This window comes from Aeromonas sp. (assembly GCF_051657805.1).
GTDB lineage: Bacteria > Pseudomonadota > Gammaproteobacteria > Enterobacterales > Aeromonadaceae > Aeromonas.
Window position 1 is genome coordinate 133,469 of sequence record NZ_JBOFLJ010000036.1, and the last position, 26,859, is coordinate 160,327.

Sequence of the window (26,859 nt, forward strand, 5' to 3'; positions counted from 1 at the left end):
GCTTACCTGTTTGTCGTATTTAATGGGTTGATTCAATGTCAAAACGCGCTTCCCGGGGCTTTACCCTGATAGAACTGGTGCTGGTCATCATAGTACTGGGGATCCTGGCGGTCACCGCCCTCCCCCGCTTCATCAATGTGCAGGACGATGCGCTCAAGAGCAGCGTGGCGGCGACCGCGGGCAGCTTCTCCAGCGCCGTGCAACTGGCTCATGCGGGCTGGGCCGTCAAGGTGAAGGGAGAGCCACTGGCACTCTATAACTTTAGCGGCATGGGCAGGCAGGATCTCGACATCAACAGCCTGGGCTGGCCGGTGGGGACCAAGGAGGATCAGGGGGGCCAGGGGCCGGACACCATATTCCCGGGGGGAGACAGCGATCAGATTTCCGTCAGCAGCCGGGACGATTGCGAGAGCCTGTTTACCGGCCTGCTCAATACCGACCAGACCGTCGCCGATGAGCTCCACACCGACTCGGACAGCGACTATATCTCCCGGCTTATCCCGGCTGACCATCAAACCGCTGGCAACCTGCGCCACGACAACTGCCGCTATATCCTGCGAGATTCCATCGGCCGCTTCCCCGCCTATCCGGACGGGCTCGGCTTCGATTACAACAGCGTCACCGGCGCCGTGACTCGCAACTTTCGATGAGGGATGAGGGTCATCCGTCGTGACTGGTCCCCCGACCTCCTCCTCATCCCGGCGTACCGGCACGCAGCAGCGCCGGTTCTCCGGGACAAGTCCCCACTCCTGGCACCAGGCATCGTAGCGGGCCAGCCAATTCAGCAACACGCTTTTCATCTTCTGCTCCTTATTGCCAACGCAGGCAGCCTGTCTGCCCCTGACTAGCCCGTCGTCACGCCGTTACGGGTAGATTATGTACGACCCGATGGCAACAACAGGCCCATGCTGATCTCGTCCACCTCCCTGTCTGCCAGCCGATAGGCTCGCCGCCGCAGCCCCTCGTCAACGAAGCCGCATTTGCGATAGAGGCCATGGGCTACCTCATTGTGCGCCATCACGCCCAGCTCCAACCGGCTGATGCCGCACCCCGGCGCGGCCGCAATCAGGGTTGTCAGCAAGCGCTCACCCCAGCCCTGACCTCGTGCGCTCTGACGCAGGCCCATCACCACCAAAGCACAGTGCCGGTTGCGCCGCAGGCCGCCCCCTATCATGACGGCGAAGCCCTGTATCTCCCCGGCCAGTTCCAGCAGCCAGATGCGCTGGTTGGGGCTGGCCACCATGGCTGTCAGGCGCTGGCGTTGTCCCTCGACATCCGATGGCCGCTCCCCCGCCTCATAGAGCATGAAGCGGGTCTCCTTGTCCAACTGCTGAAAGAAGCTGTCCAGCGCGGCGGCGTCTTCCACGGCGGCCAAACGAATGCTCATCCCTGATTGATCCTTCCCCGCCACCCGGTGACGGCCATAAAAAAACGACTCCATTTGGAGTCTTTTTTATCAGAGCCATCTGGCTAATTCAATTCAGGCCTTGGCAGGCAGGCTCAGACGAGCGACGGCTTCTACCTGCATGGTGCCGGTGGAACAGGTCCACCGGCACCATGCCTCAATCGGCCTTGGCAGGCAGGCTCAGACGGGCGACGGCTTCTACGTGCATAGAGTGCGGGAACATGTCCACCGGCTGCACCTCGTCCAGCACGAAGCCCTGCTTGACCAGCCAGGCCAGGTCGCGAGCCAGAGTCTGGGGGTTACAGGAGACATAGACCAGCCGGCGCGGCGCCATGGCCACCAGGGTCTGCAGCACCGCCTTGTCACAACCCTTGCGGGGCGGATCCATCACCACCACATCGGCGCTCACCCCCTGGGCGTGCAGCTCCGGCATCAGCTGCTCGGCCTTACCCACGTGGAATTCGGTGTGTTCGATGCCGTTCAGGGCCGCGTTGCGACGGGCATCCTGGATGGCGCTCTCCACCGATTCGATACCGACCACCTTGGCCGCCTTGTTCGCGAGGAACAGGGAGATGGTGCCGATGCCGCAGTAGATGTCGAACACCGTCTCGCTGCCGGTCAGCTCGGCGTAGTCGAGGGCCTTGGAGTAGAGCACATCGGTCTGGCTCGGGTTGTTCTGGAAGAAGGAGAGCGGGGAGATCTCGAACGCGAGATCATGGATCTTGTCGCGGATCACCCCCTCCCCCAGCAGCACCCGGTTGTTCGCACCCAGGATGCGGTTGGTGCGCTCGTCGTTGATGTTCTGCACCAGGGTGGTGATGGGCAGATCCGCCAGGGCGGCCAGCAGCTCGGCTTCAAACGGCAGCTCTTCGCCCAGGGTCACCAGCACCACCATCAGCTCGCCGCTCTTGAAGCCCTTGCGGGTCATCAGGTTGCGCACGCAGCCGCTGTGGTTCACCTCGTCATAGGCAGCAATCTCGTGCTCGCGCATCCAATTGCGTACCCGGGCGTTGAGCTCAACGTGCAGGGAGTCCTGCACGGCGCAGTCATCTGCGGTGATGAGGTCGTGGGAGTGCTTGCGATAGAAGCCGATCTCGGCGCCGGCGTTTGTGCCACGCACCGCGTATTGCGCCTTGTTGCGATAGGCAAACGGGCTGTCCATGCCGAGGATGGGATTGACCTGGGTCATGAGCCCGGCCTGCTCCAGCGCGCCCTGCACCAGGGATTGCTTGAGCTTGAGCTGAGCCGGATAGGCCAGCGGCCGCACCTGGCAGCCACCGCACTCGGTGTTGGGGCAGAAATCGGGCACCCGGTCGGCGGAGGGCTGGGTCAGCTCCACCAGCTTGCCGTGCAGGTAGTTCGGCTTGACTTCGGTCAGCTCCACCAGGGCCTGCTCACCGGGCAGCAGCCCCTCGACAAACAGGGGGCGATCGAACAGGCGTCCCTTGCCATCCCCTTTGTCGGTCAGTTCCAGAATATCGATCTGATGTTGGTGTCCCACTAACGGCATGAGCGGCTCCGAAGGCATAGATAAAGGATGGAAACAGGGCTAACCCGGCTACCCCGAATAAAGGGTGGCAGAGTTTAGCGGAGATCCGCCCAAAATGCAGGCATAAAAACGCGTCGTTGCGCAGATGAAGAGACGTTCGCGATGAGAGGGGAGGAGCGCTTCGGGCCGCCCCCGGGCAGCCGCCGAGGCGAGACTTGGAAGAACCGAAGAGACGACAACGGGATACGAAACGCCGGGAATAAAAAAGCCGCCGGGCAGCGCCCGGCGGCAAGCTTCTCAATGGGAGCTTCTGTTACAAGCTGTAGGCCTTCTCGCCGTGGCTGGTCACATCCAGTCCTTCGCGCTCGGCATCTTCCTTCACCCGCAGGCCCACCAGCAGATCCACCGCCTTGTAGGCCACGGCGGAGACCAGGGCAGTCCAGGCCACCGTCACCAGCACGCCGATCACCTGGATCTTCACCTGGGTCAGGATGGAGTAGCCCTCAGCCACCTGGTTGGTCACATAGTCCCAGACCCCGGTACCGCCCAGATCCGGGCTGGCGAACACCCCGGTCAGCACGGCGCCGAGGATGCCGCACACTCCGTGCAGGCCGAACACGTCCAGGCTGTCATCGGCCCCCAGCAGGCGCTTGAGACCATGCACCCCCCACAGACCGGCAACGCCGCTCAAGAGCCCTATGATGAGGGCACCACCGACACCGACGAAACCGGCCGCCGGGGTGATGGCCACCAGGCCCGCGACCGCACCGGAGACGGCACCCAGCAGGGAGGGACGACCCTTCATCAGCCATTCGGCGAAGGTCCAGGACAGCGCGGCCGCGGCCGGTACCACCCAGGTGTTGATCAGGGCCAGGCCGGCGGTACCGTTCGCTTCCAGCGCGGAGCCTGCGTTGAAGCCGAACCAGCCGAACCAGAGCAGGGCCGCGCCTATCATGGTCATGGTCAGGCTGTGGGGGGTCATGGGATCACGACCGTAGCCCACCCGCTTGCCAGCCATGAAGGCCCCCACCAGACCGGCGACCGCCGCGTTGATGTGCACTACTGTGCCGCCGGCAAAGTCGAGGGCGCCGTGCTGGAACAGGTAACCTGCGGTGGCACCGGCCGCTTCGGCCGCGGCCGCATCCGTATAGGCATCCGGGCCGGCCCAGTACCACACCATATGCGCCATCGGGATGTAGGCGAAGGTAAACCAGATCACCGCGAACAGCAGCACCGCCGAGAACTTCATCCGCTCGGCGAAACCACCGACGATGAGGCCGCAGGTGATGGCCGCGAAGGCCCCCTGGAACACCACGAAGATGAATTCGCTGATCCCCACCCCCTTGCTGAAGGTGGCACCGATGGACTCTGGAGTGATCCCCATCAGCAGCACCTTGTCGAAGGAGCCGTAGAAGGCCCCCCCCTCGGTGAAGGCCAGGGAGTAGCCATAGACGACCCAGAGCACCGTGATGAGGCAGAACAGGGTGAACACCTGCATCAGCACGCTCAGCATATTCTTGGCCCGCACCAGGCCACCGTAGAACAGGGCCAGCCCGGGGATGGACATCAGGATCACCAGGGTCGCGGCCACCATCAGCCAGGTGTTGTCGCCCTTGTTGATGGTGACGGCCGCCGCCTGCACCACATCGGCCTGCGCGGCCACCTCTTCGGCCCAACCGGGGGCGGCCATGGTGGCGCTCAGCGCCAGCAGGCCAGTCATTACGAGTCTCTTGAACATACAGCCCTCTCCTTGTCGTCCCGGCACCTGTCCGGGTCCATTTCCTGATATGAATGTCAAACTGGCTATTTACTCACATCGTCAAACCGGTATTGCCCCTCTGCCGATCCCGGCGGGATCATCATGGCGACATGATTGCTTCAAAGCATAAAGCAGGCCAGAAAATATAATCGTTATATTTCAATGTTTTGAAATGAAAGTTGATGAGCAATGCACCATGATGGCGCAGCCTGGCCACAAACAGGAACGGGATCGCACTCCCGCTGTGCAGCCGCCGGGGGTCGCACCAAGATGGGACGGGATCACAGAATACGGAGATAAATAGAGCTGACGGTAGGTGTTGCCAATGTACTGATGCCTGATGCACTGCAGCGATGTTGGCCCCGGCCCCCATACGGGCAGGGAGAGGCTGGCGAGCATAGGATGATCCGGGTGATACTGGCTAGGATCCGCCATCCCCTATCCGTCATCGCCAGAGGCCTCCATGACCAATCTCAACATCACCGAAATCAAGGCCTTCGTGCCTGCTCGCGACTACGCCCTGTCCAGGCAGTTCTATCAGGATCTCGGCTTCACCCTGGCCTCGGACGGCGGTGGTGTCGCCTACTTCCACTTCGGGGAGGTGAGCTTCCTGCTGCAGGACCACTGCCACGAGAACCTAGCCGAGCACTTCATGATGCACATCCTGGTGGAAGACGTGGCGACCTGGTGGACCCATGTGAATGAGAGCGGCGTCGCCGCCCGCTACGGCGTCAAGGTCACCGAACTCGTCATCCAGCCATGGCGGATGAAAGAGTTCTGCCTGTATGACCCGTCCGGCGTGCTGTGGCGCATCGCCCAGAACATCGACTGAGTGGCGGGCGCAGAAAAGCAAAAGGCCATCCCTGAGGATGGCCTTTTGTCATGAAATTGGATGGTGCCCGGGGTCGGACTCGAACCGACACGTCTTGCAACGGCGGATTTTGAAACCATCGAGGGCCATTCTGAATCAATAACTTGCAGTATTTTCAGGGGTTTGCTTGTGGATGACTGAGGCTCATTGGGTGTCGCTGGCGAGCGCTGCCGCCATTTTGCCGCCATCTTTCAGCGCGGTGATCGGGTTGAGTTTGACGGCGTCTTCAAGGTGGTCCGGGGCGAAGTGGGCATAGCGCATGGTCATCTTGATGTCGGTATGACCGAGGATGCGTTGCAGCACCAGGATGTTGCCGCCGCCCATCATGAAGTGGCTGGCGAAAGTATGGCGCAGCACATGGGTGCGTTGGCCGGCCGGCAAGGTGATCCCAGCGCGGCGCAGCGCCTTCTCGAATTCCGCGTAGCAGTCACCGAACAGGCGACCGGTACTCTTGGGCAGCAGTGCCAGCAACCAGCCAGCCACCGGCACGGTGCGATTCTTCTTGCCCTTGGTGCGGGTGAAGGTAAGCCGACCGATACCGATTTGTGAACGGCTCAGTTTCTCTATCTCAGACCAGCGAGCCCCTGTGGAAAGGCACAGCATCACGATCAGCCACAAGTCTTTCAGCCCTGCACACGCCGCCAGCAACCGCTCGATTTCATCCTGATTGAGGAACGCCAGCTCGGATTCCTGCACCTTGTACTGGCGCAGCACTTCCAGCGGGTTGCCATGGCTCCACTCACCCAGACGTCCGAGTTCGTTGAACACCGCCTGTAAGTAAAGCAGTTCGCGATTGATGGTGGTCGGGGAAACCTGTTTGCGTTGACCGGGCACATATAACTCACCCGCCAGTCGTCGTTCACGGTAGGCCGCAAATTGCTGGGCGGTGAACTCGGTCGCCAGGGGATTGCCTAGCGCCTCCGCCAACCAGATCAGCTTGTCGCGGCGCCGGTCACCATCAGTCAGGGTCTGGCCATGCCGGCCATACCAGAGTGCCACCAAGTCACTCAGTTGACGTTCATCCCCATTCCCCGCCTCTGGCTGTTGCCAGGGCTGCGCTAGCATGTGCTTTTCCCATGCTAACGCCTCGCCCTTGGTGGCAAAGCGCCTACGCTTGCGCGGGCCATCCCGACCCTGGGGATAGACTTCGGCAAGCCAGAGCTTGAGTTTGCCATCACCAAGTTTGCGGACGGTCATAAGTAGTCACTCTCTTACTAATTTCATTTCCCATCAACAGCTTACTATAATATCAAACCATTCATAACTTTAATTAACTAATTATACAGTTGTAGTCACCAAAATAATTATAGCGATAGTCAGCCATTAATAGTGGTTTAAGATCGCATATTTTTTCGTTTTGGTCATAAGAGTACAGTCCATTATAAATACCAGACGAAACAATCAAGTTCACATAAACATCAAATATTTCATTTCGCAATGATTTATATGCTGCCATCTTGTAGTCACAGAACACATTGATGGGGAGTAAGTATGTGGTATCCAGCATATCCAACAAGGAGTATTTCTCTATATAGGATTGATATTTATTAAACTTCTCGTCATAGACAACAAAAATCGCTATGACATACATTTCCACATTGGATGTATTGCCCTTCAAAAGCTCCACGTAAAATGCCTTTCTATCACTCGATATTAACGTTGAATCATCTATGTATTTTAATGTTTGTAAGAAAAGTGATATCGCACTTTTCGCTGAGAGCACGACTGAAAATTGCACAGCCTTATCAAATTCAGAATAATCCAGTTCCTTCTTTGGATTAAAATTAAGTCCGCGCTCAAAAATTCTATATATTGCGTTCCATTTATCAGGAGACCTTTCATTCAATTTATTGCTGCTTTCAAGTAATAGCGATGATTTCTCAAGATAGAGTTTAACTAGTTGAAAGAATGTTCCCTCAAATAATTGCTGGTTCATAACTTCCGTTTGCGCTGCAAATAGAGAGCTCTGAGATACCATTTCTGCGCGAGTCAATCTAAGCTCTTCCTGCGATGTGACCAATTGCTCTCTCTGAAGCGCGAGAGTGGCAATCACAGCTGAGAACGCAAGCCCAGAGAACAACGTATTTAATGAGCCATACATATCACCAAATTCGCCTAACCCGGAATATTCTGTGACCGGACTGACGCCTTGTAAAAACCAAACTAGGCTCGGGTAAGCTACCCAAAACACCACCACAAATATAATTGCAAATTTAAATATTCCTATTGGAGAGAAACTCCATCTAGAGCTTTTTTTTGAATTATTCTTCACAGTAGGACTACGGTGTTCATTACAAAAACCCCTGCATTCTTCTTTCATCCCCCCCCCCCTTAAAGAACAAGCAATTGAAACATTTAACTACAATTACGCTGCTGATAATTACTTCTATGCTTTATAAAACACCCCCTGGTATGTGCTTTCCTACATCAATACTTTGCTCCTAGTGACAAACTGACTGCGCATGTAATGTGCCGTCTCATCTAAATATTGGTTAAATTAGCCAAGACATGTATATGACCTTTACCAAGCTTAATTGACAACCCTATTAATCGAATGAAACTGCCAGTTCTACTAAATTTCTATACATAATCTTGTCCATTACTTGCATCTCATAAAATCTATAAGATATTGATATAATACTCTTATCTCTTTCATCGCCACTCTTATCATTTCTAATATAATCGTATGTATCTATAGTATTTCTATACAACTCATCTCTAGTATAGTTGTGGTCATTAGCAATGAGCGCATAAAACAATCCATTACCCAGAACATTACAAAAATCTATAAATTTATTTTCATAATAAGATGCTAGACTTGCGTTCTCATTTATATGGGACCCATTATGCTGGTCATCATATAATCGCAAGCTTATTCTATTGATAGATTTAAATGCAGGGCATCTGGCTGACAAATTTTGATAATTCTGTTTATCTTTCGTATTGATGATGGTGTCATATAGATCATCATCTTTAAATTGGAGGCAAAATAAAGTAGCTAGACATATCAGATCTATACGGCGTTCTTCTTTTCTTAAGAATTTCACCACAGCAGAAATCCGCTCAAATATTTGAATGGCATTCCTTGCTGGTATACAAAAAGCATCGATTACAGCAGCAATATTCTCTATATTTGAGTCACTAATAGGCCACAACTTAATTTGATTATCTTCCAGATAACTAACTGAAAACATGTCAGTATCACAATGTGAAAATATTTTCTCTCCGATTGGGCTTGCAGGAAGGGTAAACCGAGCATCAAAGAATCTAGAGAGATATGTCTTTGCATCGAACTCTTGTCCATATACAGCCTTTATCGCATGTTGAAGCTGCTCTGTATCTGTCGCGACAACAAAAACAACACTCGGTATATCGAATATGTGTTTAACGACCTCTAATATTTCTACAGCATGATTTGGTCGACAGCGATCTAACTCATCAATGATTATGAATGTAGGATGATCAAATTTTTTTTCCTCAGCATTATTTTGCCCAATGACTGCTGAGATCCATTCCCTCATTGCTTTTTTCATCGAGTTAATTGATGATGATTTGTTTTTATATTCATCAATCAGTCCGCTTGTTATTTTTTGTGCTACCAAATCCATTTTATTATCTTTGGATGGATCAACATCTTTACTTTCATTAGGCTGCTCTGTTCCATCATGTCCAGTCAATATTATTTTGTCTAGAGGTATACCGGTTAGCTTCTTTACGACACCACCAACGATGATCGGTGTAATTTCCTTAATTAGCTTTTCCCCTAGTCGTTGTGCTTTATCTAGAGCACTGCCTTCCTTTTTATCTGTAAAGTCTCGTAACTGAATAATAATGCTAGATACTACGGATATTAATGGGTCGTTAGAATGATCATCCTTCCAGGCGTCAATATATATCACGGGGTGCTTATTGCGTAACTCATGTTTCCAGCGTTTGAGAAAATATGATTTACCAGTACCCCATTCAGAGTTAAGGTTTAAGACGTATGATTTCTCTTTCTTTTGATCAACTAAAAACCTAGTCAAAAAACTGGCATATCTAGCTCTATCTAAACAATCAGGACCATATAAAACGTCATCAACTCTTTGTTCATCGCTCCAATCAAACTCCATATGAATTGGCATATTTCCTCATTAGTTTCAACATAAAAAGCACCACAGTGCCATTATCGTTTTCTAAAGATCCGGTGCTCGACCATCACGCCGATGATCTCTATGTGCTGCCGGTCGGAGTGCATGGTGGGGAAGTCGTCGTTGAGGGGGACCAGCTCAAACACCTCTTGTCCGTTCTCGTCGATACCACGAGGTCGGTACTTCTTGAAGGTGGCCTCTTCACCACCGTTCTTGGCCACGACATAGTCACCAGGGCGAGGTGACTCATCGGGGTCGACGATGACTAGATCCCCTTCGTTGAAAAATGGAGTCATGGAGTTGCCACGTAGCCAAAGGCCAAACCCACAAGGGCCGATATCGACGCTGGCAGACACGTACTCGACATTGCCATCGAAGGTGGTGGCCTGCTCGCACACCTCCCGCCAATTACCAGCCTGAACATAACTCAGAATCGGCACCCGATTCCCCTGGGGGATCGCGGCTGGCTCGACGTTTGAAAGCTCAGGAGAGCCTTTCCCAGTTGCAAGCCAGTGCGCAGAGACGCCTAAGGCTTTCGCAAGAGCCACGAGATTATCGCCACTTGGTGCGTACTCCCCCTGCTCCCACTGCGAAATAGATGCCTTATTGACGCCAACTAACTCACCCAACTTTTGTTGGGTAAGGCCATGTTTTTTCCGAAGTTCTTTGATGCGTTCGCTTTTCATGGTTAAGGAATATAAACCATATGAAGTTGTGAATGCTTGACACCCATAGTTGTGAAAGCTTAACCTTCGACCTGTTTGGAAATCACAACGGGTTAAGTAATCTGTACATCGGGGTGTGACTATGAAAACAAACCATGCCGTCGAATATTTCGGCTCAAAAGTGGCTCTTGCAAGAGCCTTGGGTATTCACAAGTGCGCTGTATCCCAGTGGGGCGATAACGTCCCCCAAGGCCGCGCCTATCAGATCGAAGTACTGACTGGCGGCAAGCTGAAAGCCGTGCCCTCCCAGCCTCGCTCTGCACAATAAGGGTCGACCCTATGCCACCTCGTCATATCAACCCTGCAGTTTCGCCGATCCCAGTGACTGCCGTCAGTGCGATCAATCTCGTGATCTCCCCCGACACTCCGCCGCTGATGCCCATCGCCAAGTTTGCCGAGTGGGTAGGTGTCTCTGTCGATACCGCTCGCCACTGGGTCAAGACCGGCCGCCTCGATGTGATGGAAAAGACACGCGGCAACGAGCTGGTGATGGTCAAGGTACATGTGTTCATCGCCAAGCAGATGGCGGGGTCAGTGTTGGCCCCCCGATTCACACTCGCGAGCTAACCATAGCGGCCTTTGGAGGGAAATCAGAGTGTCTAACCATCAGTCAAACCTACACACCGGATTTGTCAGCGCCTGCGATCGCTTTGCTGCCGCGCACAACTTGGCCCAGATTGCCGCCCAAATTGGCATGAGTGCGGATGTGCTGCGCAACAAGTTCAACCCGGCGCAGGAGCGGCACAAGCTGACCGCCACGGACCTTATCGCCATCTATCACGCCACCGGTGATGATACCCTGTTTGATGGTCTGCTGTTTGATTGTGAACTGACGGCGGTTGCCATTACCCCCTCTCGCGACAATATCCCCATTTCCCATCGTGTGATCGACGCCACCGCCAAAGTGGCGGGCGTCGGTGCACAAGCCGTGCACGTCCTCGAGTCTGGCCGCGTCACCAAGGGTCAGCGCAATGCGCTGGTCGGCTCGCTGATGGCGACCGTCGAGCACCTGGTGCTGATCGCCACCGAGGTCGAGAACAAATTTCAAGCCGTCCCTGGTCTTGCGTGTGCTGCCGACATGGCCCGCGCAGCCCTCGGCGCATAGGAGACCAGACCATGAGATTGATTTGCCCACACTGCGGCGCCCGCGCCAGTACCCGTACTTCCACCCGAATGAGCCCCCTAAGTGGTATCGCTACCTATCAATGCAGCAATGTCGAGTGCGGCCATACCTTCAAGGCGGGGTTCGAGATCATCGCGACCATCAGCCCCAGCGCAATGCCCAACCCGGCCATAGTGCTGCCCTTTGTCCCCCGCCGGGTGAAGGAGGTGGCCCAATGAACAAACTTCGCGCCGAGCAGCCGGGGCTGATCCCGCTGCCTGCCCTGCTGTTTACCCGCTCCGTGGTGGTGTGTGAGCCAGCGGATTCTGTACTGCGCAACACCACTCGATTCGATGGCAGCTATCTGGAGGACAGCCAGGGCCGCCGCGGCGCCCTGCGCTTCCAGCCACGCCAGCAACCCCGCCCACACTGGCTGAGCCAGTTGCTGCAGGCATAACCGGAGGGCCACCCCATGAGCACCGCACAAGTTATCGAGCTCGTTCAACAACCCAGCGCCGCCGATGTGGCGCTGGCAGAGATGCGCGCCCAGTTCGGCCGCAATGGGGCGGCCAGCCGCTGGTCACGTCTGTCAATCAAGGCTCGCGCCGTCATCTGCTACGCCGCCGGCTTGTCACCCGAACGCTACAAGGGCATGGAGCTGAGGGAGTTCGACTTTGAGCAGCAGGAAGTCATCCGCCTCGCCCTGGGTGAACTGCTGGCGACTCTGCACCAGTTTGATGGCGACGTGCTGCACCGCCGAGAGTGGCACCGCACCACCCGAATCGAGGGGCCGAGCCGCAACAAGCTGGAACAGGCAGAACACGAGAACATGCGCCGGGCCGAGCTCAACGAGCAGGCCGGCATTTTGGAAAGCCGCTTGGCGGTAGTGAGAAAGGTGGCCGGAAACGGCCAATAAAAAACCCCGCTATCGGTGTTGACGCACCAGCGGGGTTTCCATCAGCAACTTGAGGTGACTGACATGCGAACTGTAGCGATTCCCACCGCACTACGCAATGTGAAGGCTCTAAACCGCCAGCTGGCCCACGCCGCTGGTCGCCGCCACATCAAACGGCCCGACGATAAAGCTGCGCTGGCGAATGCCATCAACGCCCATGCCTGGCGCTCGCTGTGGCTGAACATGAATGCCAAGGGGGCCCGAGTATGACTGAGCACCTGTTTGAGCTAGAAGTCCCGCAGGATGACCAGGGCACCACAGAGGCGGGCCCCGCCCATATGCAGCCGCCGGCACCGGTTAGCCCGCTGACCAAGCACTGGGAAGCAGCCCAAGAAGAATTCAACAGCTCCGGCAGCGACGCCACGAGAAACCGCAACATCACCCAAGAGCTGCTGGCCCTGGGCGCCATCCGCGCCGTGTACTGGCTGGCTCTGGGCGCCGCCGAGGTTGCACTGGCCAAGGAGATTGCCGGGTGGTGGACAGAGTGCGAGCCGCTGCACAGGCTGGGGGAGACCATCAAATGAGCCATCAACAACTGATCGACCAATGGGTCACCAAGATGCTGAACGCCGAGTCGCGCCTGCACGGCCTGCAGCTTGACTTGCTCGAGCTACGCCAAGATGGCCCCCACGGTCAGCGCACTCCGGCAAAAACCCATCTGACCCTTTGCCGCCAAGCCCGTACCGCCGCCCTCCAGGCCTCCCGCAAAATCCAGTCCCTCTATACCGGAGGCTCGGTATGAAAATGACTATCCAGCTCACACCGGAAATGCGTATCAAGCTGATGTACGCGCAGAACCTTGTTATTGATGTGGCTGATTCGATAGTGCAGGACCTTCCGCCCGCTCCTGATGAGCTTGACTTCGATGTCGAGTTTGAGAACGGCGATTACGACTTTGACGACGAGCCTTACTTAAGAGGCCGCGTGGATGGATGGAACGAATGCTGCCGCGAGATCTTAGCCAAAGCCCGCAAATCTAAAGAGGGCGCCATCTAATGACCCATCAAAAACCAGCCGGGCTTGCCCCGGCTTTAGGCGTCGTGCGCCCTGCAAACAGCCCAGCACCATCGCAAATGGTCACCCTGGAGCCCTGCACCAAGTGCCGCCAGATGGCCGTTTGCTTGCCAGTCACCGGCCGCCATGGTCGCCGCGCCTATCCCTACTGCGTCGAAACCTGCTGGCCACTGGCCCGCGCCGCCAGCGAAACCGTGGTGAAAGCTGAAACTGCCCGCATCTCGATGCGCTGCAGCTGCTGCGGTGAGTTCGGCCATGTTCGCCCGGTCATCCTGGCCGGCAATCGCCTCACCAGCCTCTCTTTCTGCGAACCCACCTGCTGGTCTGAACGGCTTGAGTCCATGGACCTGGTACCGGCTTGCACCTGCTGCGGCCGCTATCTACAGCCGAACGAGTATGCAGATCGTAAATGCGGGGTGTGCAAATGAAAAAACCGAGTCATCCCAAGATCTGCGCTAACTGCCAGCACCAAGCAACAAATAGCAGGGGGGAATTAGTTTGCACTCGTCGTGGGGTTCTTCATCACACAGACCATTCAACCGGCATCACCACGGCCAACTTGATCTTGTGCCAGACCACCTATAACGAGCGCGCCAGTTGGGCGCCATGGTCCTGTGGGAAGCAAGGGCGTCACTTTGAAGCGAAAGAGGTGGCGGCATGATCGACGCCATCACCAACCTGCACGGCATCCAGCTCCCCCAGCACTACCTGGTCGGGCACCACGCCATCAACATGGCCGGCGCGGCGGAACAGCTGGCCCGCATAGAGTGGCACGTCGCCAAGCCGCTGGCCAAGCACTACCTGCACCGCTACCCGGCCAACCATAAGACCGCCAACATCTGGCTGCGCCGCATGGTGGATGCTTGCGCCGCCGCCCAAAGCCGGTTCCCGGTGCCGGTGATCGATCTACGCAACGACATGCGCCGCGAGTTGGTCGCCGCCGAGTGGGCTCGCCGTTGCCAGCAGTTGCTGGCGCGGGCCGGTAACGAGTGCACCGCCGCCGAGTTGCTGGCGGATATTGGGGCCCAGGCCAGGGCGTGGCACTTCTGCCCCACCCTGCCGGTTCACCCACGCACCAAGGTAGAACGCCTGCTGGGCCGTCACCTGAGTCAGGAAGAGCGGGACGATCTGGCCGACGAGGTGGAGAAGTTCGAAGGGGCGGCGGCCAGCCTGCTGGTGCGCCTGCTCGACGAATCTTGGTGGCTGCGCAAGATAAACCGCGCCTGGGCCATCTACTGCGAGTTGATCGCCATCCTCACCGGCCAGGTGCGCAAGGGGGTCAGCCCCTACGCCAGCCTCCACGCCGTGCGCGAGTTCACCCAGCGCAAGGCTGCCCAACAGGCATGGATGGCTGGCATGAGCGCCGTCAACGAGGAGCTGGGGCAAGAGATTGACCTAGCTGACGCCATCATGGCATCCGTCGCCAACCCGGAGATCCGTCGCCACGAGCTGATGGTGCGCATGCGAGGGTTTGAAGACATGGCGCAGGAGCAGGGCAAGCTGGGCCTGTTCCTGACCCTGACCGCACCATCCAGCTATCACGCGTGGCGCCAGGGCAGCAAAGACAAGTCGAAGACTTACCAGAACGACAAGTTCATCGGCGCCACCCCGACCGAAACCAACCGCCTGCTGTGCAAGCAGTGGGCGCGGGTCCGCGCCGCACTAGCCAGAGAGGACATTCGCCCTTTCGGGTTTCGGGTGGTGGAACCGCACCACGACGGCACCCCGCACTGGCACTGCCTCTTATTTATCAACCCAGCACATGAGCAGGTTCTGCTTACCCAGTTGGCATACCACTTTACGGCCGTTGATAGAGCAGAGCTGAAGTTACCAAACGGAGCAAAGTTGGATGAGTTGGCCAAAACAGCCAAGCGCAACAAAGGCGAGGATGTTTTTGATCTGCTCGACATCACCGACAAGGACACCATAAAAGCGCTTAACCCCAGAGTGAACTGGAAGGTGATCGACCCGACCAAGGGCAGCGCCACCGGCTACATCGCCAAATACATCGCCAAGAACATCGACGGCCACAAGGTCGGGATGGACTACGAGGCAGAAGCCCACGTCGACCACACCACCATCGCCGTAGCCGCCTGGGCCAGCTGCTGGCGCATCCGTCAGTTTCAGCAGATCGGCGGCCCAGCCGTGAGCGTGTGGCGCGAGCTGCGCCGCCTGGGGGACGAGGTGATCGAGTGGGATTGCATCCTCGAAGCCGCCCGCACCGCCGCCGACAACAACCGCTGGGGCGACTTCATCGACGCCATGGGCGGCATCGACCTGCCCCGCAAGGAGCACCTGATCCGCCTCTCCAAGCGCCTCGATGAAGCCGCCAACAAATACGGCGAGGACGTCCTCAAGCTGATGGAGCTGATCACAGACATCGGCATGACCACAGCCGTCACCCGCACCGAGGGCTGGCAGATAGTGCGCAAGGGCGTCACCGGGTCGGGTTTGGGCGAGCAGCGCGAGTCTGCAGTGGGCGAGCGCAGCGAGTTGCAGTCAGGCGGCGGCAGCCGCCCCCCTCGGAGTTCTGTCAATAACTGTACGGAAGGATCCAAATCGGGGGTTAAAGGATCCGCTCTGGCTAAGGAGCTGGTCCGAATGGGGCTTGATGAGAGCAATGCCGCCCTGTTGCAACACGGCAGCATCATCAACGCCGGAGGTCAGTATGTGCGCCTGGTCGGCGATCGGCTGATTTTGAGTCGCAACTGGCCAGGGGCAACCAGTGCGCCGGGACACTGCAGCAAGGGAATGCTGACACCAGTGGAGGCTGAGGTTGAGGCTGCGCTGGCAAAGGCCAATGCCAAGAAACGCGCGGTTTGTTATCAGGATCTGTCCCCCCTGTTCACCCCCGACACCACTCTGCGAGTCACTGACTGGCTGGCTCCTGTGCCGTTGGCACTCTGGCCTGATGCACTGCTCCACCTCAACAACCGCTTGGGCGACGAGTTCAAACAGATTGGCGATGGCCACGACGAGAACACCGTTCTGCGCGCCGTCGAACGAGCCGTGGCGCTACTAGAAAGTGCCCACCGCGCAGGCCAGCTCAGCGAAGAGGCGTTTAAGTCGCAAGCTGCCGATCTGCGCAATCACAACTATGCCCAGCGGCTGACCCGTCTGGAGGAGCTGAACACAGAGCAAAGGGCACTGACCATTGCGCTGGCCTATCAGCAAGAAGAGGACGCTTTGACATGAAGAAAAAATCTGTCGTCGTCGCCTACGGCGGCACCATTTTGTGCGGCACCACCGGCAAGATCTTGTGGATAGCCGAGGGCTGCCACTTTGACAAAGCAAATCCCGGTGCCCGTGACTGGCTCAACCCAACGTTCAAGCGGGATGAGTACGAGTTCCCGAGCGACGTGCCACCAAAACCGACTTGGTCACCCTATGTAGAGGGAGAATAACGTGCAGGACTCCATTACCCGTGTCGCCATCGAACGCTTGCAGCCGTACTGCCTGCGGCTTTGGCCCATTATCCAGCAGCACCCGCCGGGATCGGCAGGTCGTGCCGCCATCACCCGAGAGCTCGATGGGCTGCCAGCAGCCGAACGCCACCTCTGCGATCGATTGCTCGACAGATTGGAGCGGGTCATCCGGTTCGAGGATGAATGGTTCCCGTTCTACCAGGGCGAAGTCGATACCATCACGCCACCGAAGAAGGCACGACGACCAATTGAACCAGTGACCGATTACCGCCAGATCGGCAAAGACACCCGGGCACGCCGAGGCATCTATGCAAGGAGACCATTATGAAACTCGCCAAGGATGCCAGGGCTCGCAAGGAGGCCCAGCGTAAGCGCCAGGCAGCCCTCGGCATCAAGCGGGTGGAGGTAGCGCTCTCCACCCGTGAGCGCGAGCAACTGGAAACCCTACGCCAGGCCAGAGCCGGATCCGGTGAACCCTACAGCGCCGACGAGTACATCAGCACCCTGCTGCGCCGTGACTGGGAACGTTGGCAGCAACAACAAGCGGAGTTGGCCGCACAAGCCTGCCAGCACTGCGGCAACCAGCTCCCGAGCGGCTGCGCCGGCACTTTCAAGGACGAGGCGGCCTGCTGGCACACCACTGAAGCCAAAACCTTGGCGCTGTGACCGGTCACAAAGCTGCTGGGCCTCAGGAAGAGGTGAGACAACATGTCTTTACACGCAACAATTTGTTGCTCATTTTTGAGTAAAAGTTATACTCACGACGAGCCTACAAGCCGACGAATCAACGAACCGACAAATCAACGAACCGACAAATCAACGAACCGACGAATCAACGAACCGACAAATCAACGAACCGACAAATCAACGAACCGACAAATCAACGAACCGACAAATCAACGAACCGACAAATCAACGAACCGACGAATCAACGAACCGACGAATCAACGAACCGACAAATCAACGAACCGACGAATCAACGAACCGACGAATCAACGAACCGACGAATCAACGAACCGACGAACCGACGAACCGACGAACCGACGAACCGACGAAAATTAGGATACCGAACATGGCTCAAACAGTACGCTTAGACGATGACTTCATCGCCGACGTGAAGATCCACGCGTCTGCCGCACATCGCTCTTTGCCGAAGCAGATTGAGTACTGGTCCAAGATCGGCCGTATGGTCGAGGACAACCCGGACCTGCCTTTTAGCTTTATCAAAGACGTGATGCTCGCCGCAGAGCAAGTCAAAGAAGGGCAAGTAACCCGCTATGTCAGAAGAACAAAACGAGATTGAGGTTTTTGAGTCAAACCTGTTTACCAGGCAGCTCAATAAGCTCCCGACGAAAGACCTGAAAGTAGTGGAAGACGAGATCGAACGGGTCATTAACAACCCCGAGATCGGAGAACTGAAGAAGGGGGACCTGTCGTACCTACGGGTACACAAGTTCAAGCTTAATGGACAGTTGGTACTGCTGGGCTACGCTTGGAAAGACGCAGAACTGCAGCTATATCTGCTGAGCATTGGCCCCCATGAAAACTTCTATGACGCCCTCAAAGAGCGTCGCAAGGCCGATTTGAAACTGATCGGCTGACCCTGAATGGGCCCTCTCGGGCCCATTTTTCTATCTGGAATCAACCCCAACTACCACCTGCATGTTAAGGATAAAATGACATGAGTGCCGTGTGAGTAATGTACAGCAGGTTGAATTACCCCTAACACCTAGGGTTGAAATGAAGCCGGACATAGGGCATCATACGGGCCTCACTCGGCGTTGCGTCGAGAAGTTAGAGTGCATTGGCATGAAGGTGATAGCGGCGTTTGCCTGACGTACAGCAATGAAAACGTAAGCGTAGAAGCCTGTCTATATAGCGAGGGTTCGAATCCCTCTGAAACAATGAAAAAAAGCAAAACAACTGACCTGAAAACACCAAATGAGAAGGAGAAGCCTATGATAAATAGTCTTAAAACCACGATTTTGCGTTGGGCCAAGGCGACCGTTATCACTGTTTCACTGGGGATTGTTGGCGAGATCAGCCTTCAACCCAATGCACTTTAATCAGTCTTCCAGACTCCATTCTTCACGTTTATCTTCCAAGAAAACAGACGTCCCCCTTCCTGTGTAGAACCGTTACCCTGCCGGCGGTGTTGTGCTGCTGGGCGGGGTAATTGTGGTTTATCCCGCCTTATTGGGGCTGATTGAGTGTTGCTGGTCGTGCTTTGTTGCGCGATACTGCACGGGCAACGGCAAAATCCGTTGCCGGGATTGGCGTCCCGATCAGTGAAGCGCACAACACGCGCCTGCGTGTTTTTTTGTGCGGCCCAGTTGTACCCGCAATCTCAGTTATGGCGGGCTGGGCAGGGGCCCTTCGGGGCGCCGGGTCTTTGCTGCCGGTACGCCAACCTTGCTCAGTTCGTCACCAGTTGATTGGCGTCGATGGTGGCGATTACCTTCACAGCAAAGGAATCCAAACCATGAACAGCATCAGCTTCCATGACACCCACTTCAGCGTTATCCCCCACCACGGCCAACCCTGGCTGACCGCCGCCCAGATCGCCCAAGCCCTTGGCTATGCCAGCGACGATGCCGTGAGCCGTATCTACCGCCGTAATGCAGACGAATTTACCCCTAATATGACAACGACGGTCAATTTGACCGTCGTTAGGCAAACCGGCTCAGTGCAGATGGAAAACCGCATATTCTCCCTGCGCGGTGCTCATCTGATCGCCATGTTCTCCCGCACTGCACTGGCCAAAGAGTTCCGCCGCTGGGTGCTCGATGTGCTGGACCGGGAGACCGCTGCCCATCCGCAGCCCCTCACCGTGCTGACCGACGACGAGCTGCATTCGCTGGCGTGGCTCTGGCGCGCTGCCGATTACATGATGGGGGCCGCCCGCCGCATCTATCCCTTGCTCGAGGTGGCCGAACACCGCGAGGCCGGCACCTACTACTCCATCATCCACGAATACCCGATGACCCTGGCCGCCGCCCAGCAGATCCTGGCCAATAAGACCCGCCATATTCAGAGCGCCACCCACGGTGACCGAGACTGGCAGCGCCTGCTCCCCCACCTGCACAGCTAACCCGCAAAAATCGGTAATGTGCCCGGTCAGGGCCTGCAGGTATGAGTACCAGCAGGCCCTTCCCTTTACCTTCTCTCTCGCTCCGCCGCCCTACATCTTGCCGGCTACACCATGTGATAGGTGGCCTCGATCACAGTCCGAACTTGTTCACGAAGACGAGGCTTGGTAGCGCTTTCCATTGCAGCTCTTTGAGTGTATTGTTGCGCCGCGAAAAAAATAGGAGCCAAAAGAGGAGCTGCTGCGGATACGTTCAGCACCAGAGGCAGGCTGAGAAGGTCATGCTTTAAAACGAGTTTTATCGGGGCGGTTCGGAGTTATATGGAAGGCTCGATTAACGGATTAGTACCGCCTTCCATCTAATTACTGTTATGTTTCAAAGTTTTTTTGCTCAAATTAAGAGGTAGTAATGAGTAATGATTTTACATATCAATCAAATGAGTTTGAGCGTCAGGCTCAAAGGTTTGTAATTCCTTTGTATATTCAAGATGAATTAGGTGGGTATCAATTCTCGTCTACTGCAACGCTAGCTCGATACAATGGAAGCCACTATATTCTCATGGCTGCTCACGCACTTGATGGCGGTGCTAGTTTAGATCAGTTCTACTTTTTTCAAACTGATGGTCAGTTTTTTCAACTAACTGAAATAGCCTCATCATACGCAGTCTATAAAGATGATGACTTAATAGTCATTGACTGTTTTAACGTAGTTTTGGACGGGAAAAATTATTTCAATCTAAATGAAGATAAACTTATTGGGTTTGAAAAAAATTATTTTTCTTGGACTGGTTTTCCATCCAGTATGTGCAAGACTAAAAAAGTCCATAGTTCTAAATCTTCGGAAGGCTTAAAACAACAATACGTTACGGAGGAAGATGGTCAGATATACTTCAAGTCAGCTAAGTACTTTACCATTGACTCTAAATTTAAAGGTCGGAATGCCTTAAATATAACAGGCGTATATGACCGAAAAAATGCAGAACTTAAATATAAAGGAACGCTTGCAACAGGTCCAAGCCCAGAAGGTATGAGTGGTGGTGCTATGTATCAATTTGCTAAGAGTAAAAAATTGAAAGATTCTTTAGATGATTCATTTCGGTTTATTGGCATTGGTGTAGAGTATAAAAAAGACAATCGAATTATTGGCATCTCTAAGCCGAGAGTTATTTCATTAATTAAACAGTTAGAAGACAAAAATCCAATAAATATTGAAATGCACATTTTCGAGCCAGAAACATAATAAAGCATTTAAGAGTAATTCCCAATGCTTGGCATTTTTCACTCCATCGGTGGGTTTTGTGTTTACGGTGGCATGATTAAGTTTTGTGGCAGCGTTGCTCACACCTTAATGCGGCGTTAGATTTTATACGGAGAATATTAGAGTTGGACGAAAAAACTATAGCTGTTATTGCTGACAAGATAACAATGGACATCAGTATATTAACTGCTTTGATCGGATTAGGCGGTGTCATTGTAGGAGCTTTAATTGCAATCATAGGTAACGTGATTATTTTTAAAATGCAGAATAAACAGCAAAAAACAATTGATGATGCGAGAAAAGCATTACTTAATAAAATGTTAAGTGACAAGAAATTCAGCGAGGGGCGCTCGTTAGAAACATTGTCGAAAGTTACAGGTGCAGAACCTGAAGAATGCCGTCGCTTGCTTATTGAAATTCAGGCTCGAGGTTTCACTTTAAAAGATGGTCGTGAAGGATGGGTTTACATTAAAAACAGACCACTTTCGACACAATAAATCTAACAAATGCTTCAAGAGGGACAGCCAACGCGTGGTATTTTTATTATGCGTTGGTTTTTGTGATTACGGTGTTATGCGGTAAGTTGGTAGTAGCGTTGGCTGCCCCTTAAGCGGGCGTTAACAGTATTGAGGAAATTTCGTGGCTGATTACATAAATAAAAACATTCTTAGTCAGGCGTATATTCACGTTGAGCCAGCGGGAATTGAAACTGAAGAACAGCTTGAAGCGTTCAAAGAACGCATAAGAGCTTTTGCGTTAAGTCGTACAGAGTTTTTCTTATCTGAAGGGCTTGATGTAAATATTGAGTTTGAAGAAGGATCGATTAAAACACGAGTAACTGTTATCGGTACATTAATGTTTCTACTACAAGGCATTAGCTCATACAAAGATTTTAGAGAAGGTCTTCAACTGCTCTATTCGGATTCAAAGTGGCTGTCAGATGCAATCATATCGGAGTCTTTGTATCAAACCAAAGCAAAACACCATGATGTAATTCGGGTTGAAGCTAGGACTGGAATCATTGGCTCTATTCATAAGGTATTGAATCAGCTAGAAAGAATTAAAAGTGGCGCAAACGGCACTATGCTTGCTTCCGAGATTGTTGAAAAAATTGATGATGTTCAAGATGAACTATTAAAGTTAATGGACAATATCTGTGACTTAAATGATCGCAGCTTAGTCGCTAAAGAGTGCAAATGTTTGGTTCAAGAATTACCAGAGATACCAGTACCTCCGAAAGATAAAATCAATAGCAATCATGCTATCAACGAATATCGCCGCAAAAAGTCTACACTTAGCTCCTCTATAGATATTCATGTGATTGTCGAAGAGTAAGGTGAAAGCATACTGTTAACAAACGCTTCACGCCTGAAAGAATACTGGGACACCCATTGCGCCGTCAGTGATTTTAGCACCAGTTGGTTCGCCGTCTTGGCTGACTGCTCAGTGTGTGGACGAACGACAAGACGGCCACCCAGCTATTACCACACCTGACAGTGTTCTCCCCTTCAATCGTGAAAGGATCTGACGGAAAATGAAGGATCGCAAAGAGGATCCCGTCTCCCCCGCGCGGCCAGTGCTGGCGCGGGACACCGTCCCCTCCCCCCAGTCGTTCACCTGCATGGGAATCGACACATGAAGCGGGCAGGCGAGGCGGGGTCCCGATTGCGCGCCAGCGGTGCTGGCAGGGGGCTGCAGGCTACGCCTGCCGCTCTAGGTTGATGTTCTAGGATCAGGGGAGATGTCGGGCGCAGTGAGCGAGTCGATGCAGTGTCGGAGCGCTCAGGCCGCCAGATGAGAGACAAAACAAAGCCCCCTCGATGAGGGGGCTTTTCTTATGCCGTATGAACACACACAAACTCCAGGCGCTCCGTGTAACTCTAGCCTCGCCTATTCCGCCTGTACTGTCAGATCTGACAGTCGGTAGGGGTTGAAGCGGATGATCTCCTCCCCCGCCCAGTCGTTGAGCGCCAGCAGGCTGGCCTTGATACTGTCGATCTCGTTGATGTCGAACACCTGGGCGGCCTTGGTCACATCACCGAATCCGCCGGTGCTGTTCGGCATGACTCCCATCAGCTGGGGCGGTACCCGGTGGCTCGCCAACTGGTCATCCCGGCTCACGTTCTTGATGCTGAGGAAGTCATCCTTGGCTGCCACCTCGGCGACGGGGATCAGCTTCACCCCGTCCTTGCTGCCACCTGGGGTATAGAGCAGCAGGTTGCGGAAGTTGCCGGGGCCCTTGCTCTGGCGTAGCGCCTCCTTAAGATCCTTGATGTCCTGCTCGTTCTGTGTTGGGTCGGTGATATGCATGATGAAGCCAGCGTGGCTGCCGTTCTCGTAGTAGCGGCGGCGGAACAGGGTGGCCGACTCGTTGAGCAGGGTCGAGTTCAACCCACCAACATAGTCGGGGATGCCGTAGATCTCCTGGTTGATGTCGGCCTCCAGCACATGTCCCACCCGTCCCGCGGGCAGCGCCTGCTCCTGCCCTGGCTGGGCAATCCACCAATAGGCATCCAGGTTCAGCCCACGCCGGGTGTACTTGGCACGCAGGTGGTCATAACGCAGCACCCCGCCGATCCGGTTCTGCACAACCTGCAGGTAGCCGTTGCCGAAGATCAGGTAGTCCAGCGCCAACCCGGTGAAGGCGGCAAGGGTCAGTTTCGGGTGCGGGATGAAGCAAGAGCGCAAGATGTTGCGCTTCACCTGGATGGCCGAGGCATGGTGCACCCCGGCCCGATAGATCCGCGACAGCCCGTTGAGTGAGAGCGGCGGCTCATACCAGCGGCCGTTGTGCATCGCCTCCAGATAGTCGAATACCTCCCGTTGCGATAGCACTGGCACAGCTTCACCAAAGGTGAATGCCTCAATGGATCCTCCGGGTTGTTGGGTGGCCATTACCGGTGGCGTGGGGGATGAAGAGGGTCGACGAGTGCGGCGTTTGCTCATTAGAAAAACTCCATAGAACTGGTATTGGCACCGGTGGCACCTGCCAGCGGCTCATGTAATAGGGCCTGCATCGTTGCCCAGGCAATATCGGCGTGGCTTGTCTCTTCTGACCGGCTGGCCTCAAAGGTCGGCATCTTGCCGCCCGCAGTCACTGCGCGGCGGATACTCATAAAGGCCTGTGCCAGGTCGGTCATCCCGCTGTCAAATTCCAGCCGCCCCTTGTTCATCACGTCCTGGGCCTTCATCACCATCTGAATCTTCACGCTCGGGTTGTACTGGATGGCGGTCACTGCCGGGTAAAACTGCTTCACCAGCTGGTAAACCCCCTCCCCGATCCCGGTCGTGTCGATGCCGATGTAGCCCACGTTGTAGCGCTCGCACATGGCCTTGATGGCCCGCGCCTGGGCATCGAAGTCCATCCCGTTCCAGCGGTGGCGCTCGAGCACCCGGAACTTGCCGCCCGGCACCGCCGGCGGAGCCAGCACGGCGCAGCCAGCGCTATCACCCTGACCGCCCTTGGCCGGGTCATAGCCGATCCACACAGACCGGTTGCCCAACGGGCGCAGGGCAAAGGGCTTGTAGTCGTCCCACAACTCCCAACTGTCGACCATGCAGCGCTGCAGGGTGGCGAGCGGGAACACGCTCGACGTGTCATCCATGAACTCGCACATCAGCAGGTTGCGGTACTCCTCCTCGGAGTACTCGCCGCGCAACTGGGCCAGGTCGAACAGGTCGCAGCCACCGAGTACCGCATCCTCGACCGTGACGATCTGCCGCCACTGGCCATCGGCGCACAGCTTGCCGCTGGCCAGGTTTGTGTGGCTCAGATCAATCTCGACCCGCTCTGCCTTGGGCTTGCCGCGGTTGAAGTTGGCACCGGACCAAAACGCATAGGCGGGATGGGAGAGGCTGGACGGGGTGGAGATGTAGGTCTGGCGCCATTTCTTGTGCATCGCCATGCCGGAAGCCACCTTGCGGAACTCCAGGAAGCCGTGGATCCAGAAGTACTCATCCATGTAGATGTTGCCGTGGTAGCTCTGGGCGGTGCGGGCGTTGGTACCGAGGAAGTAGAGGTGCGCCCCATTCGGCAGCACCATGGGGTCGCCCTTGAGCTCGACTCCCTCATCCTTGGCAAACTGGATGATGTACTGCTTGAACACATGGGCCTGCGCCTTACTGGCCGACAGGAAGATCTGGTTGCGCCCGGTGACCAGGGCGTCGATGAAGGCCTCGAAGGCGAAGAAGTAGGTGGCGCCTATCTGGCGCGACTTGAGCAGGTCGCGGATCCGGTGATGCTTGCCGGCCTCGTACCAGGTGCGCTGGTAACCGAACATAGTCGACTCGAACCGCTCGATCAGCCGTTCTTGCTGCTCGGGATCCACCACATTCCGATCGGGGGCCTTCTTCGGCCCCTTGTTGCGGTTCGCCACCTTCGGATTGAGGTCGGCCTCGTTGCCGCCGTTGCTGTACTTGTTGACCCGGGCAACCCGCTCCAACTGGCGGCCAAGCAGGTCAATCTCCTTGAAATCGCCGCCGGTTTTCATCTCCTTGGCGATCAGCTGGCACAACCGCGCCTCCAGCGCGAAATCGACCCGGTCAATCGGTTTGATGTCATCCCAGCCATCGCGCTTCTTCCAGGTCGAAACTGTCCCCTCCGGCGTCTGCAGCAATTCAGCAATGGTGCGGAGCAGGTAGCCCTGGAAGAACAGGTGCATGGCCTGCCTGCGGGGCTCGATATGGGGAAAAACTAAGGGTGCTGTCGTCATGGCGCCAGTCTACCAAGCTCAGGCAACACCAAACGCCCCGCCGCCATTGTGTAACTCCATTACACAATGGCGGTTGATTGCACGATCCCGCCTGTCACCCAGACCATAACGCGACATCACCACCTAATCACCAAAGGGATCCCAGCTCATGGCGAAGAAAGCAAAATTCAAGCGCGTCGCGGTGGCAGGCCAAACCACCGACGGCCGCACTATCGCGCCGGAATGGCTCACCCAGGCCGCCAAGAACTACAACCAGGAAAAGTACGGCGCACGCGTCAACCTCGAACACTTCCGCAGTCTCTATCCCGACAGCGCATTTCGTGCCTATGGCGACGTGCGCAGCGTCTACGCCGAAGAAGTCGAGATCGACGGCGAAAAGAAAATGGCCCTGTTTGCCGAAATAGACCCCACCGACGACCTGATCAAACTGACCAAAGCCCGCCAGAAGGTTTACACCTCCATCGAGCTGGATCTCGACTTTGCTGGCACCGGCGAAGCCTACCTGGTCGGTCTGGCCGTCACCGACAGTCCGGCCAGTTTGGGTACCGAATACCTGCAGTTCTGCGCAGGTGCTGGCGACAAAAGCCCGCTGGCATCCCGCAAGCAAAAACCGGCGAATTTGTTCAGCTCGGCAATCGAGACCGAAATTGAGCTCTCAGAAGAGGGCGACAAAGGCCCCGGCATTCTGGAACGGGTCACCGCGCTGTTATCCACCCACAAGAAGAAATCCAACGCCGATTTCAGCGATGTACACCAAGCCGTCGAAGCGGTGGCAAAAGAGGTCACCAGCCTCGATGCTGGCATGCAGAAGAAATTTGCCGAACAGGCCCAGACCATCACCGAGCTGACCAGCAAGCTGGACGCCACAGCCAAGGCGCTGGCAGACATCACCACCCAACTGGAAGGCCAGGAAGATTTCAGCCACA

The 26,859-nt window shown here is 55.4% G+C and carries 34 protein-coding genes; 25 read left to right on the forward strand and 9 right to left on the reverse strand.

What is annotated here, in order from left to right:
• The first annotated feature begins 35 nt into the window (after positions 1 to 35).
• Entirely contained in the window at positions 36 to 650 is a 615-nt protein-coding gene (tppF, locus tag ACRCYW_RS14295; RefSeq protein ID WP_438550728.1) for a type IVa pilus pseudopilin TppF, read from the forward strand.
• 224 nt (positions 651 to 874) lie between these two features.
• Here the strand turns inward: tppF and ACRCYW_RS14300 are convergent, their stop codons facing one another.
• From ACRCYW_RS14300 to amt, 3 genes are all read right to left on the reverse strand, one after another.
• A complete protein-coding gene (locus ACRCYW_RS14300) occupies positions 875 to 1,387 on the reverse strand; it encodes a GNAT family N-acetyltransferase (protein WP_438550729.1) in 513 nt (170 codons plus the stop codon).
• A 175-nt stretch (positions 1,388 to 1,562) separates the two neighbouring features.
• The gene (rlmD, locus tag ACRCYW_RS14305; RefSeq protein WP_438550730.1) at positions 1,563 to 2,915 is read right to left on the reverse strand and encodes a 23S rRNA (uracil(1939)-C(5))-methyltransferase RlmD; all 1,353 of its coding nucleotides are present in this window, start codon (positions 2,913 to 2,915) and stop codon (positions 1,563 to 1,565) included.
• A gap of 292 nt (positions 2,916 to 3,207) precedes the next feature.
• Complete coding sequence (gene amt / locus ACRCYW_RS14310; protein ID WP_438550731.1) at positions 3,208 to 4,632, reverse strand: ammonium transporter; 1,425 nt, start codon at positions 4,630 to 4,632, stop codon at positions 3,208 to 3,210.
• A 484-nt stretch (positions 4,633 to 5,116) separates the two neighbouring features.
• On the opposite strand from amt, the gene ACRCYW_RS14315 reads away from it, so the two are divergent.
• A complete protein-coding gene (locus ACRCYW_RS14315) occupies positions 5,117 to 5,485 on the forward strand; it encodes a VOC family protein (RefSeq protein WP_438550732.1) in 369 nt (122 codons plus the stop codon).
• A 183-nt stretch (positions 5,486 to 5,668) separates the two neighbouring features.
• On the opposite strand, the gene ACRCYW_RS14320 is transcribed toward ACRCYW_RS14315, so the two are convergent.
• The 4 genes from ACRCYW_RS14320 to ACRCYW_RS14335 all read right to left on the reverse strand — a co-directional run bounded on the left by ACRCYW_RS14320 (position 5,669) and on the right by ACRCYW_RS14335 (position 10,340).
• On the reverse strand, positions 5,669 to 6,721 hold the full coding sequence (locus ACRCYW_RS14320) for a site-specific integrase (protein ID WP_438550733.1): 1,053 nt from the start codon (positions 6,719 to 6,721) through the stop codon (positions 5,669 to 5,671).
• Between the two features lie 73 nt (positions 6,722 to 6,794).
• Positions 6,795 to 7,844 (reverse strand): putative phage abortive infection protein, encoded by a 1,050-nt coding sequence (locus ACRCYW_RS14325; protein ID WP_438550734.1) that lies wholly within the window; start codon positions 7,842 to 7,844, stop codon positions 6,795 to 6,797.
• 226 nt (positions 7,845 to 8,070) lie between these two features.
• The gene (locus ACRCYW_RS14330; protein WP_438550735.1) at positions 8,071 to 9,648 is read right to left on the reverse strand and encodes a KAP family P-loop NTPase fold protein; all 1,578 of its coding nucleotides are present in this window, start codon (positions 9,646 to 9,648) and stop codon (positions 8,071 to 8,073) included.
• A gap of 41 nt (positions 9,649 to 9,689) precedes the next feature.
• Entirely contained in the window at positions 9,690 to 10,340 is a 651-nt protein-coding gene (locus tag ACRCYW_RS14335) for a LexA family protein (RefSeq protein ID WP_438550736.1), read from the reverse strand.
• 121 nt (positions 10,341 to 10,461) lie between these two features.
• Between ACRCYW_RS14335 and ACRCYW_RS14340 the strand changes: the two genes are divergently transcribed.
• The 22 genes from ACRCYW_RS14340 to ACRCYW_RS14445 all read left to right on the forward strand — a co-directional run bounded on the left by ACRCYW_RS14340 (position 10,462) and on the right by ACRCYW_RS14445 (position 22,556).
• Positions 10,462 to 10,647: a Cro/CI family transcriptional regulator gene (locus ACRCYW_RS14340; protein WP_438550737.1), complete on the forward strand. Its 186-nt coding sequence runs from the start codon at positions 10,462 to 10,464 to the stop codon at positions 10,645 to 10,647.
• 80 nt (positions 10,648 to 10,727) lie between these two features.
• Positions 10,728 to 10,946: a hypothetical protein gene (locus ACRCYW_RS14345; protein WP_438550738.1), complete on the forward strand. Its 219-nt coding sequence runs from the start codon at positions 10,728 to 10,730 to the stop codon at positions 10,944 to 10,946.
• A 28-nt stretch (positions 10,947 to 10,974) separates the two neighbouring features.
• The gene (locus tag ACRCYW_RS14350; protein WP_438550739.1) at positions 10,975 to 11,484 is read left to right on the forward strand and encodes a phage regulatory CII family protein; all 510 of its coding nucleotides are present in this window, start codon (positions 10,975 to 10,977) and stop codon (positions 11,482 to 11,484) included.
• An 11-nt stretch (positions 11,485 to 11,495) separates the two neighbouring features.
• Complete coding sequence (locus ACRCYW_RS14355; protein WP_438550740.1) at positions 11,496 to 11,720, forward strand: ogr/Delta-like zinc finger family protein; 225 nt, start codon at positions 11,496 to 11,498, stop codon at positions 11,718 to 11,720.
• Complete coding sequence (locus ACRCYW_RS14360) at positions 11,717 to 11,938, forward strand: hypothetical protein (RefSeq protein WP_438550741.1); 222 nt, start codon at positions 11,717 to 11,719, stop codon at positions 11,936 to 11,938. The genes ACRCYW_RS14355 and ACRCYW_RS14360 overlap by 4 nt, the downstream gene beginning before the upstream one ends.
• Positions 11,939 to 11,953: 15 nt before the next feature.
• Entirely contained in the window at positions 11,954 to 12,397 is a 444-nt protein-coding gene (locus ACRCYW_RS14365; RefSeq protein ID WP_438550742.1) for a hypothetical protein, read from the forward strand.
• A 63-nt stretch (positions 12,398 to 12,460) separates the two neighbouring features.
• Entirely contained in the window at positions 12,461 to 12,646 is a 186-nt protein-coding gene (locus tag ACRCYW_RS14370) for a hypothetical protein (protein ID WP_438550743.1), read from the forward strand.
• Positions 12,643 to 12,960, forward strand: coding sequence for a hypothetical protein (locus ACRCYW_RS14375; protein ID WP_438550744.1), 318 nt, complete (start codon positions 12,643 to 12,645; stop codon positions 12,958 to 12,960). The genes ACRCYW_RS14370 and ACRCYW_RS14375 overlap by 4 nt, the downstream gene beginning before the upstream one ends.
• Positions 12,957 to 13,178 carry a hypothetical protein gene (locus ACRCYW_RS14380; RefSeq protein ID WP_438550745.1) on the forward strand — a complete coding sequence of 74 codons (222 nt, stop codon included), beginning with the start codon at positions 12,957 to 12,959 and terminating at the stop codon, positions 13,176 to 13,178. Before ACRCYW_RS14375 ends, ACRCYW_RS14380 begins: the two co-directional genes overlap by 4 nt.
• Positions 13,175 to 13,432 carry a hypothetical protein gene (locus tag ACRCYW_RS14385; protein ID WP_438550746.1) on the forward strand — a complete coding sequence of 86 codons (258 nt, stop codon included), beginning with the start codon at positions 13,175 to 13,177 and terminating at the stop codon, positions 13,430 to 13,432. Before ACRCYW_RS14380 ends, ACRCYW_RS14385 begins: the two co-directional genes overlap by 4 nt.
• Before the next feature lie 77 nt (positions 13,433 to 13,509).
• On the forward strand, positions 13,510 to 13,878 hold the full coding sequence (locus tag ACRCYW_RS14390) for a hypothetical protein (RefSeq protein ID WP_438550747.1): 369 nt from the start codon (positions 13,510 to 13,512) through the stop codon (positions 13,876 to 13,878).
• Positions 13,879 to 14,107: 229 nt separating this feature from the next.
• Positions 14,108 to 16,645: a replication endonuclease gene (locus tag ACRCYW_RS14395; protein ID WP_438550748.1), complete on the forward strand. Its 2,538-nt coding sequence runs from the start codon at positions 14,108 to 14,110 to the stop codon at positions 16,643 to 16,645.
• Positions 16,642 to 16,854, forward strand: coding sequence for a hypothetical protein (locus ACRCYW_RS14400; RefSeq protein ID WP_438550749.1), 213 nt, complete (start codon positions 16,642 to 16,644; stop codon positions 16,852 to 16,854). Before ACRCYW_RS14395 ends, ACRCYW_RS14400 begins: the two co-directional genes overlap by 4 nt.
• A 1-nt stretch (position 16,855) precedes the next feature.
• Positions 16,856 to 17,203 carry a hypothetical protein gene (locus tag ACRCYW_RS14405; protein WP_438550750.1) on the forward strand — a complete coding sequence of 116 codons (348 nt, stop codon included), beginning with the start codon at positions 16,856 to 16,858 and terminating at the stop codon, positions 17,201 to 17,203.
• On the forward strand, positions 17,200 to 17,541 hold the full coding sequence (locus tag ACRCYW_RS14410; RefSeq protein WP_438550751.1) for a hypothetical protein: 342 nt from the start codon (positions 17,200 to 17,202) through the stop codon (positions 17,539 to 17,541). The genes ACRCYW_RS14405 and ACRCYW_RS14410 overlap by 4 nt, the downstream gene beginning before the upstream one ends.
• A gap of 406 nt (positions 17,542 to 17,947) precedes the next feature.
• Positions 17,948 to 18,178, forward strand: a complete 231-nt coding sequence (locus ACRCYW_RS14415; RefSeq protein ID WP_005308760.1) for a TA system antitoxin ParD family protein — start codon at positions 17,948 to 17,950, stop codon at positions 18,176 to 18,178.
• Positions 18,153 to 18,476, forward strand: a complete 324-nt coding sequence (locus ACRCYW_RS14420) for a type II toxin-antitoxin system RelE/ParE family toxin (protein WP_438550752.1) — start codon at positions 18,153 to 18,155, stop codon at positions 18,474 to 18,476. The genes ACRCYW_RS14415 and ACRCYW_RS14420 overlap by 26 nt, the downstream gene beginning before the upstream one ends.
• 198 nt (positions 18,477 to 18,674) lie before the next feature.
• On the forward strand, positions 18,675 to 18,941 hold the full coding sequence (locus ACRCYW_RS14425) for a hypothetical protein (RefSeq protein WP_438550753.1): 267 nt from the start codon (positions 18,675 to 18,677) through the stop codon (positions 18,939 to 18,941).
• A gap of 416 nt (positions 18,942 to 19,357) precedes the next feature.
• Positions 19,358 to 19,966 carry a P22AR C-terminal domain-containing protein gene (locus ACRCYW_RS14430; RefSeq protein ID WP_438550754.1) on the forward strand — a complete coding sequence of 203 codons (609 nt, stop codon included), beginning with the start codon at positions 19,358 to 19,360 and terminating at the stop codon, positions 19,964 to 19,966.
• Between the two features lie 406 nt (positions 19,967 to 20,372).
• On the forward strand, positions 20,373 to 21,203 hold the full coding sequence (locus ACRCYW_RS14435; protein WP_438550755.1) for a hypothetical protein: 831 nt from the start codon (positions 20,373 to 20,375) through the stop codon (positions 21,201 to 21,203).
• 143 nt (positions 21,204 to 21,346) lie between these two features.
• Positions 21,347 to 21,718 (forward strand): hypothetical protein, encoded by a 372-nt coding sequence (locus ACRCYW_RS14440; protein WP_438550756.1) that lies wholly within the window; start codon positions 21,347 to 21,349, stop codon positions 21,716 to 21,718.
• A 142-nt stretch (positions 21,719 to 21,860) separates the two neighbouring features.
• On the forward strand, positions 21,861 to 22,556 hold the full coding sequence (locus ACRCYW_RS14445; protein WP_438550757.1) for a hypothetical protein: 696 nt from the start codon (positions 21,861 to 21,863) through the stop codon (positions 22,554 to 22,556).
• Positions 22,557 to 23,111: 555 nt separating this feature from the next.
• On the opposite strand, the gene ACRCYW_RS14450 is transcribed toward ACRCYW_RS14445, so the two are convergent.
• Positions 23,112 to 24,167, reverse strand: coding sequence for a phage portal protein (locus ACRCYW_RS14450; RefSeq protein ID WP_438550758.1), 1,056 nt, complete (start codon positions 24,165 to 24,167; stop codon positions 23,112 to 23,114).
• Positions 24,167 to 25,933: a terminase ATPase subunit family protein gene (locus ACRCYW_RS14455; RefSeq protein WP_438550759.1), complete on the reverse strand. Its 1,767-nt coding sequence runs from the start codon at positions 25,931 to 25,933 to the stop codon at positions 24,167 to 24,169. Before ACRCYW_RS14455 ends, ACRCYW_RS14450 begins: the two co-directional genes overlap by 1 nt.
• A gap of 148 nt (positions 25,934 to 26,081) precedes the next feature.
• Here ACRCYW_RS14455 and ACRCYW_RS14460 point away from each other — a divergent pair.
• Positions 26,082 to 26,859: GPO family capsid scaffolding protein (locus ACRCYW_RS14460; RefSeq protein ID WP_438550760.1), on the forward strand; the 778-nt coding region annotated here is incomplete at its 3' end.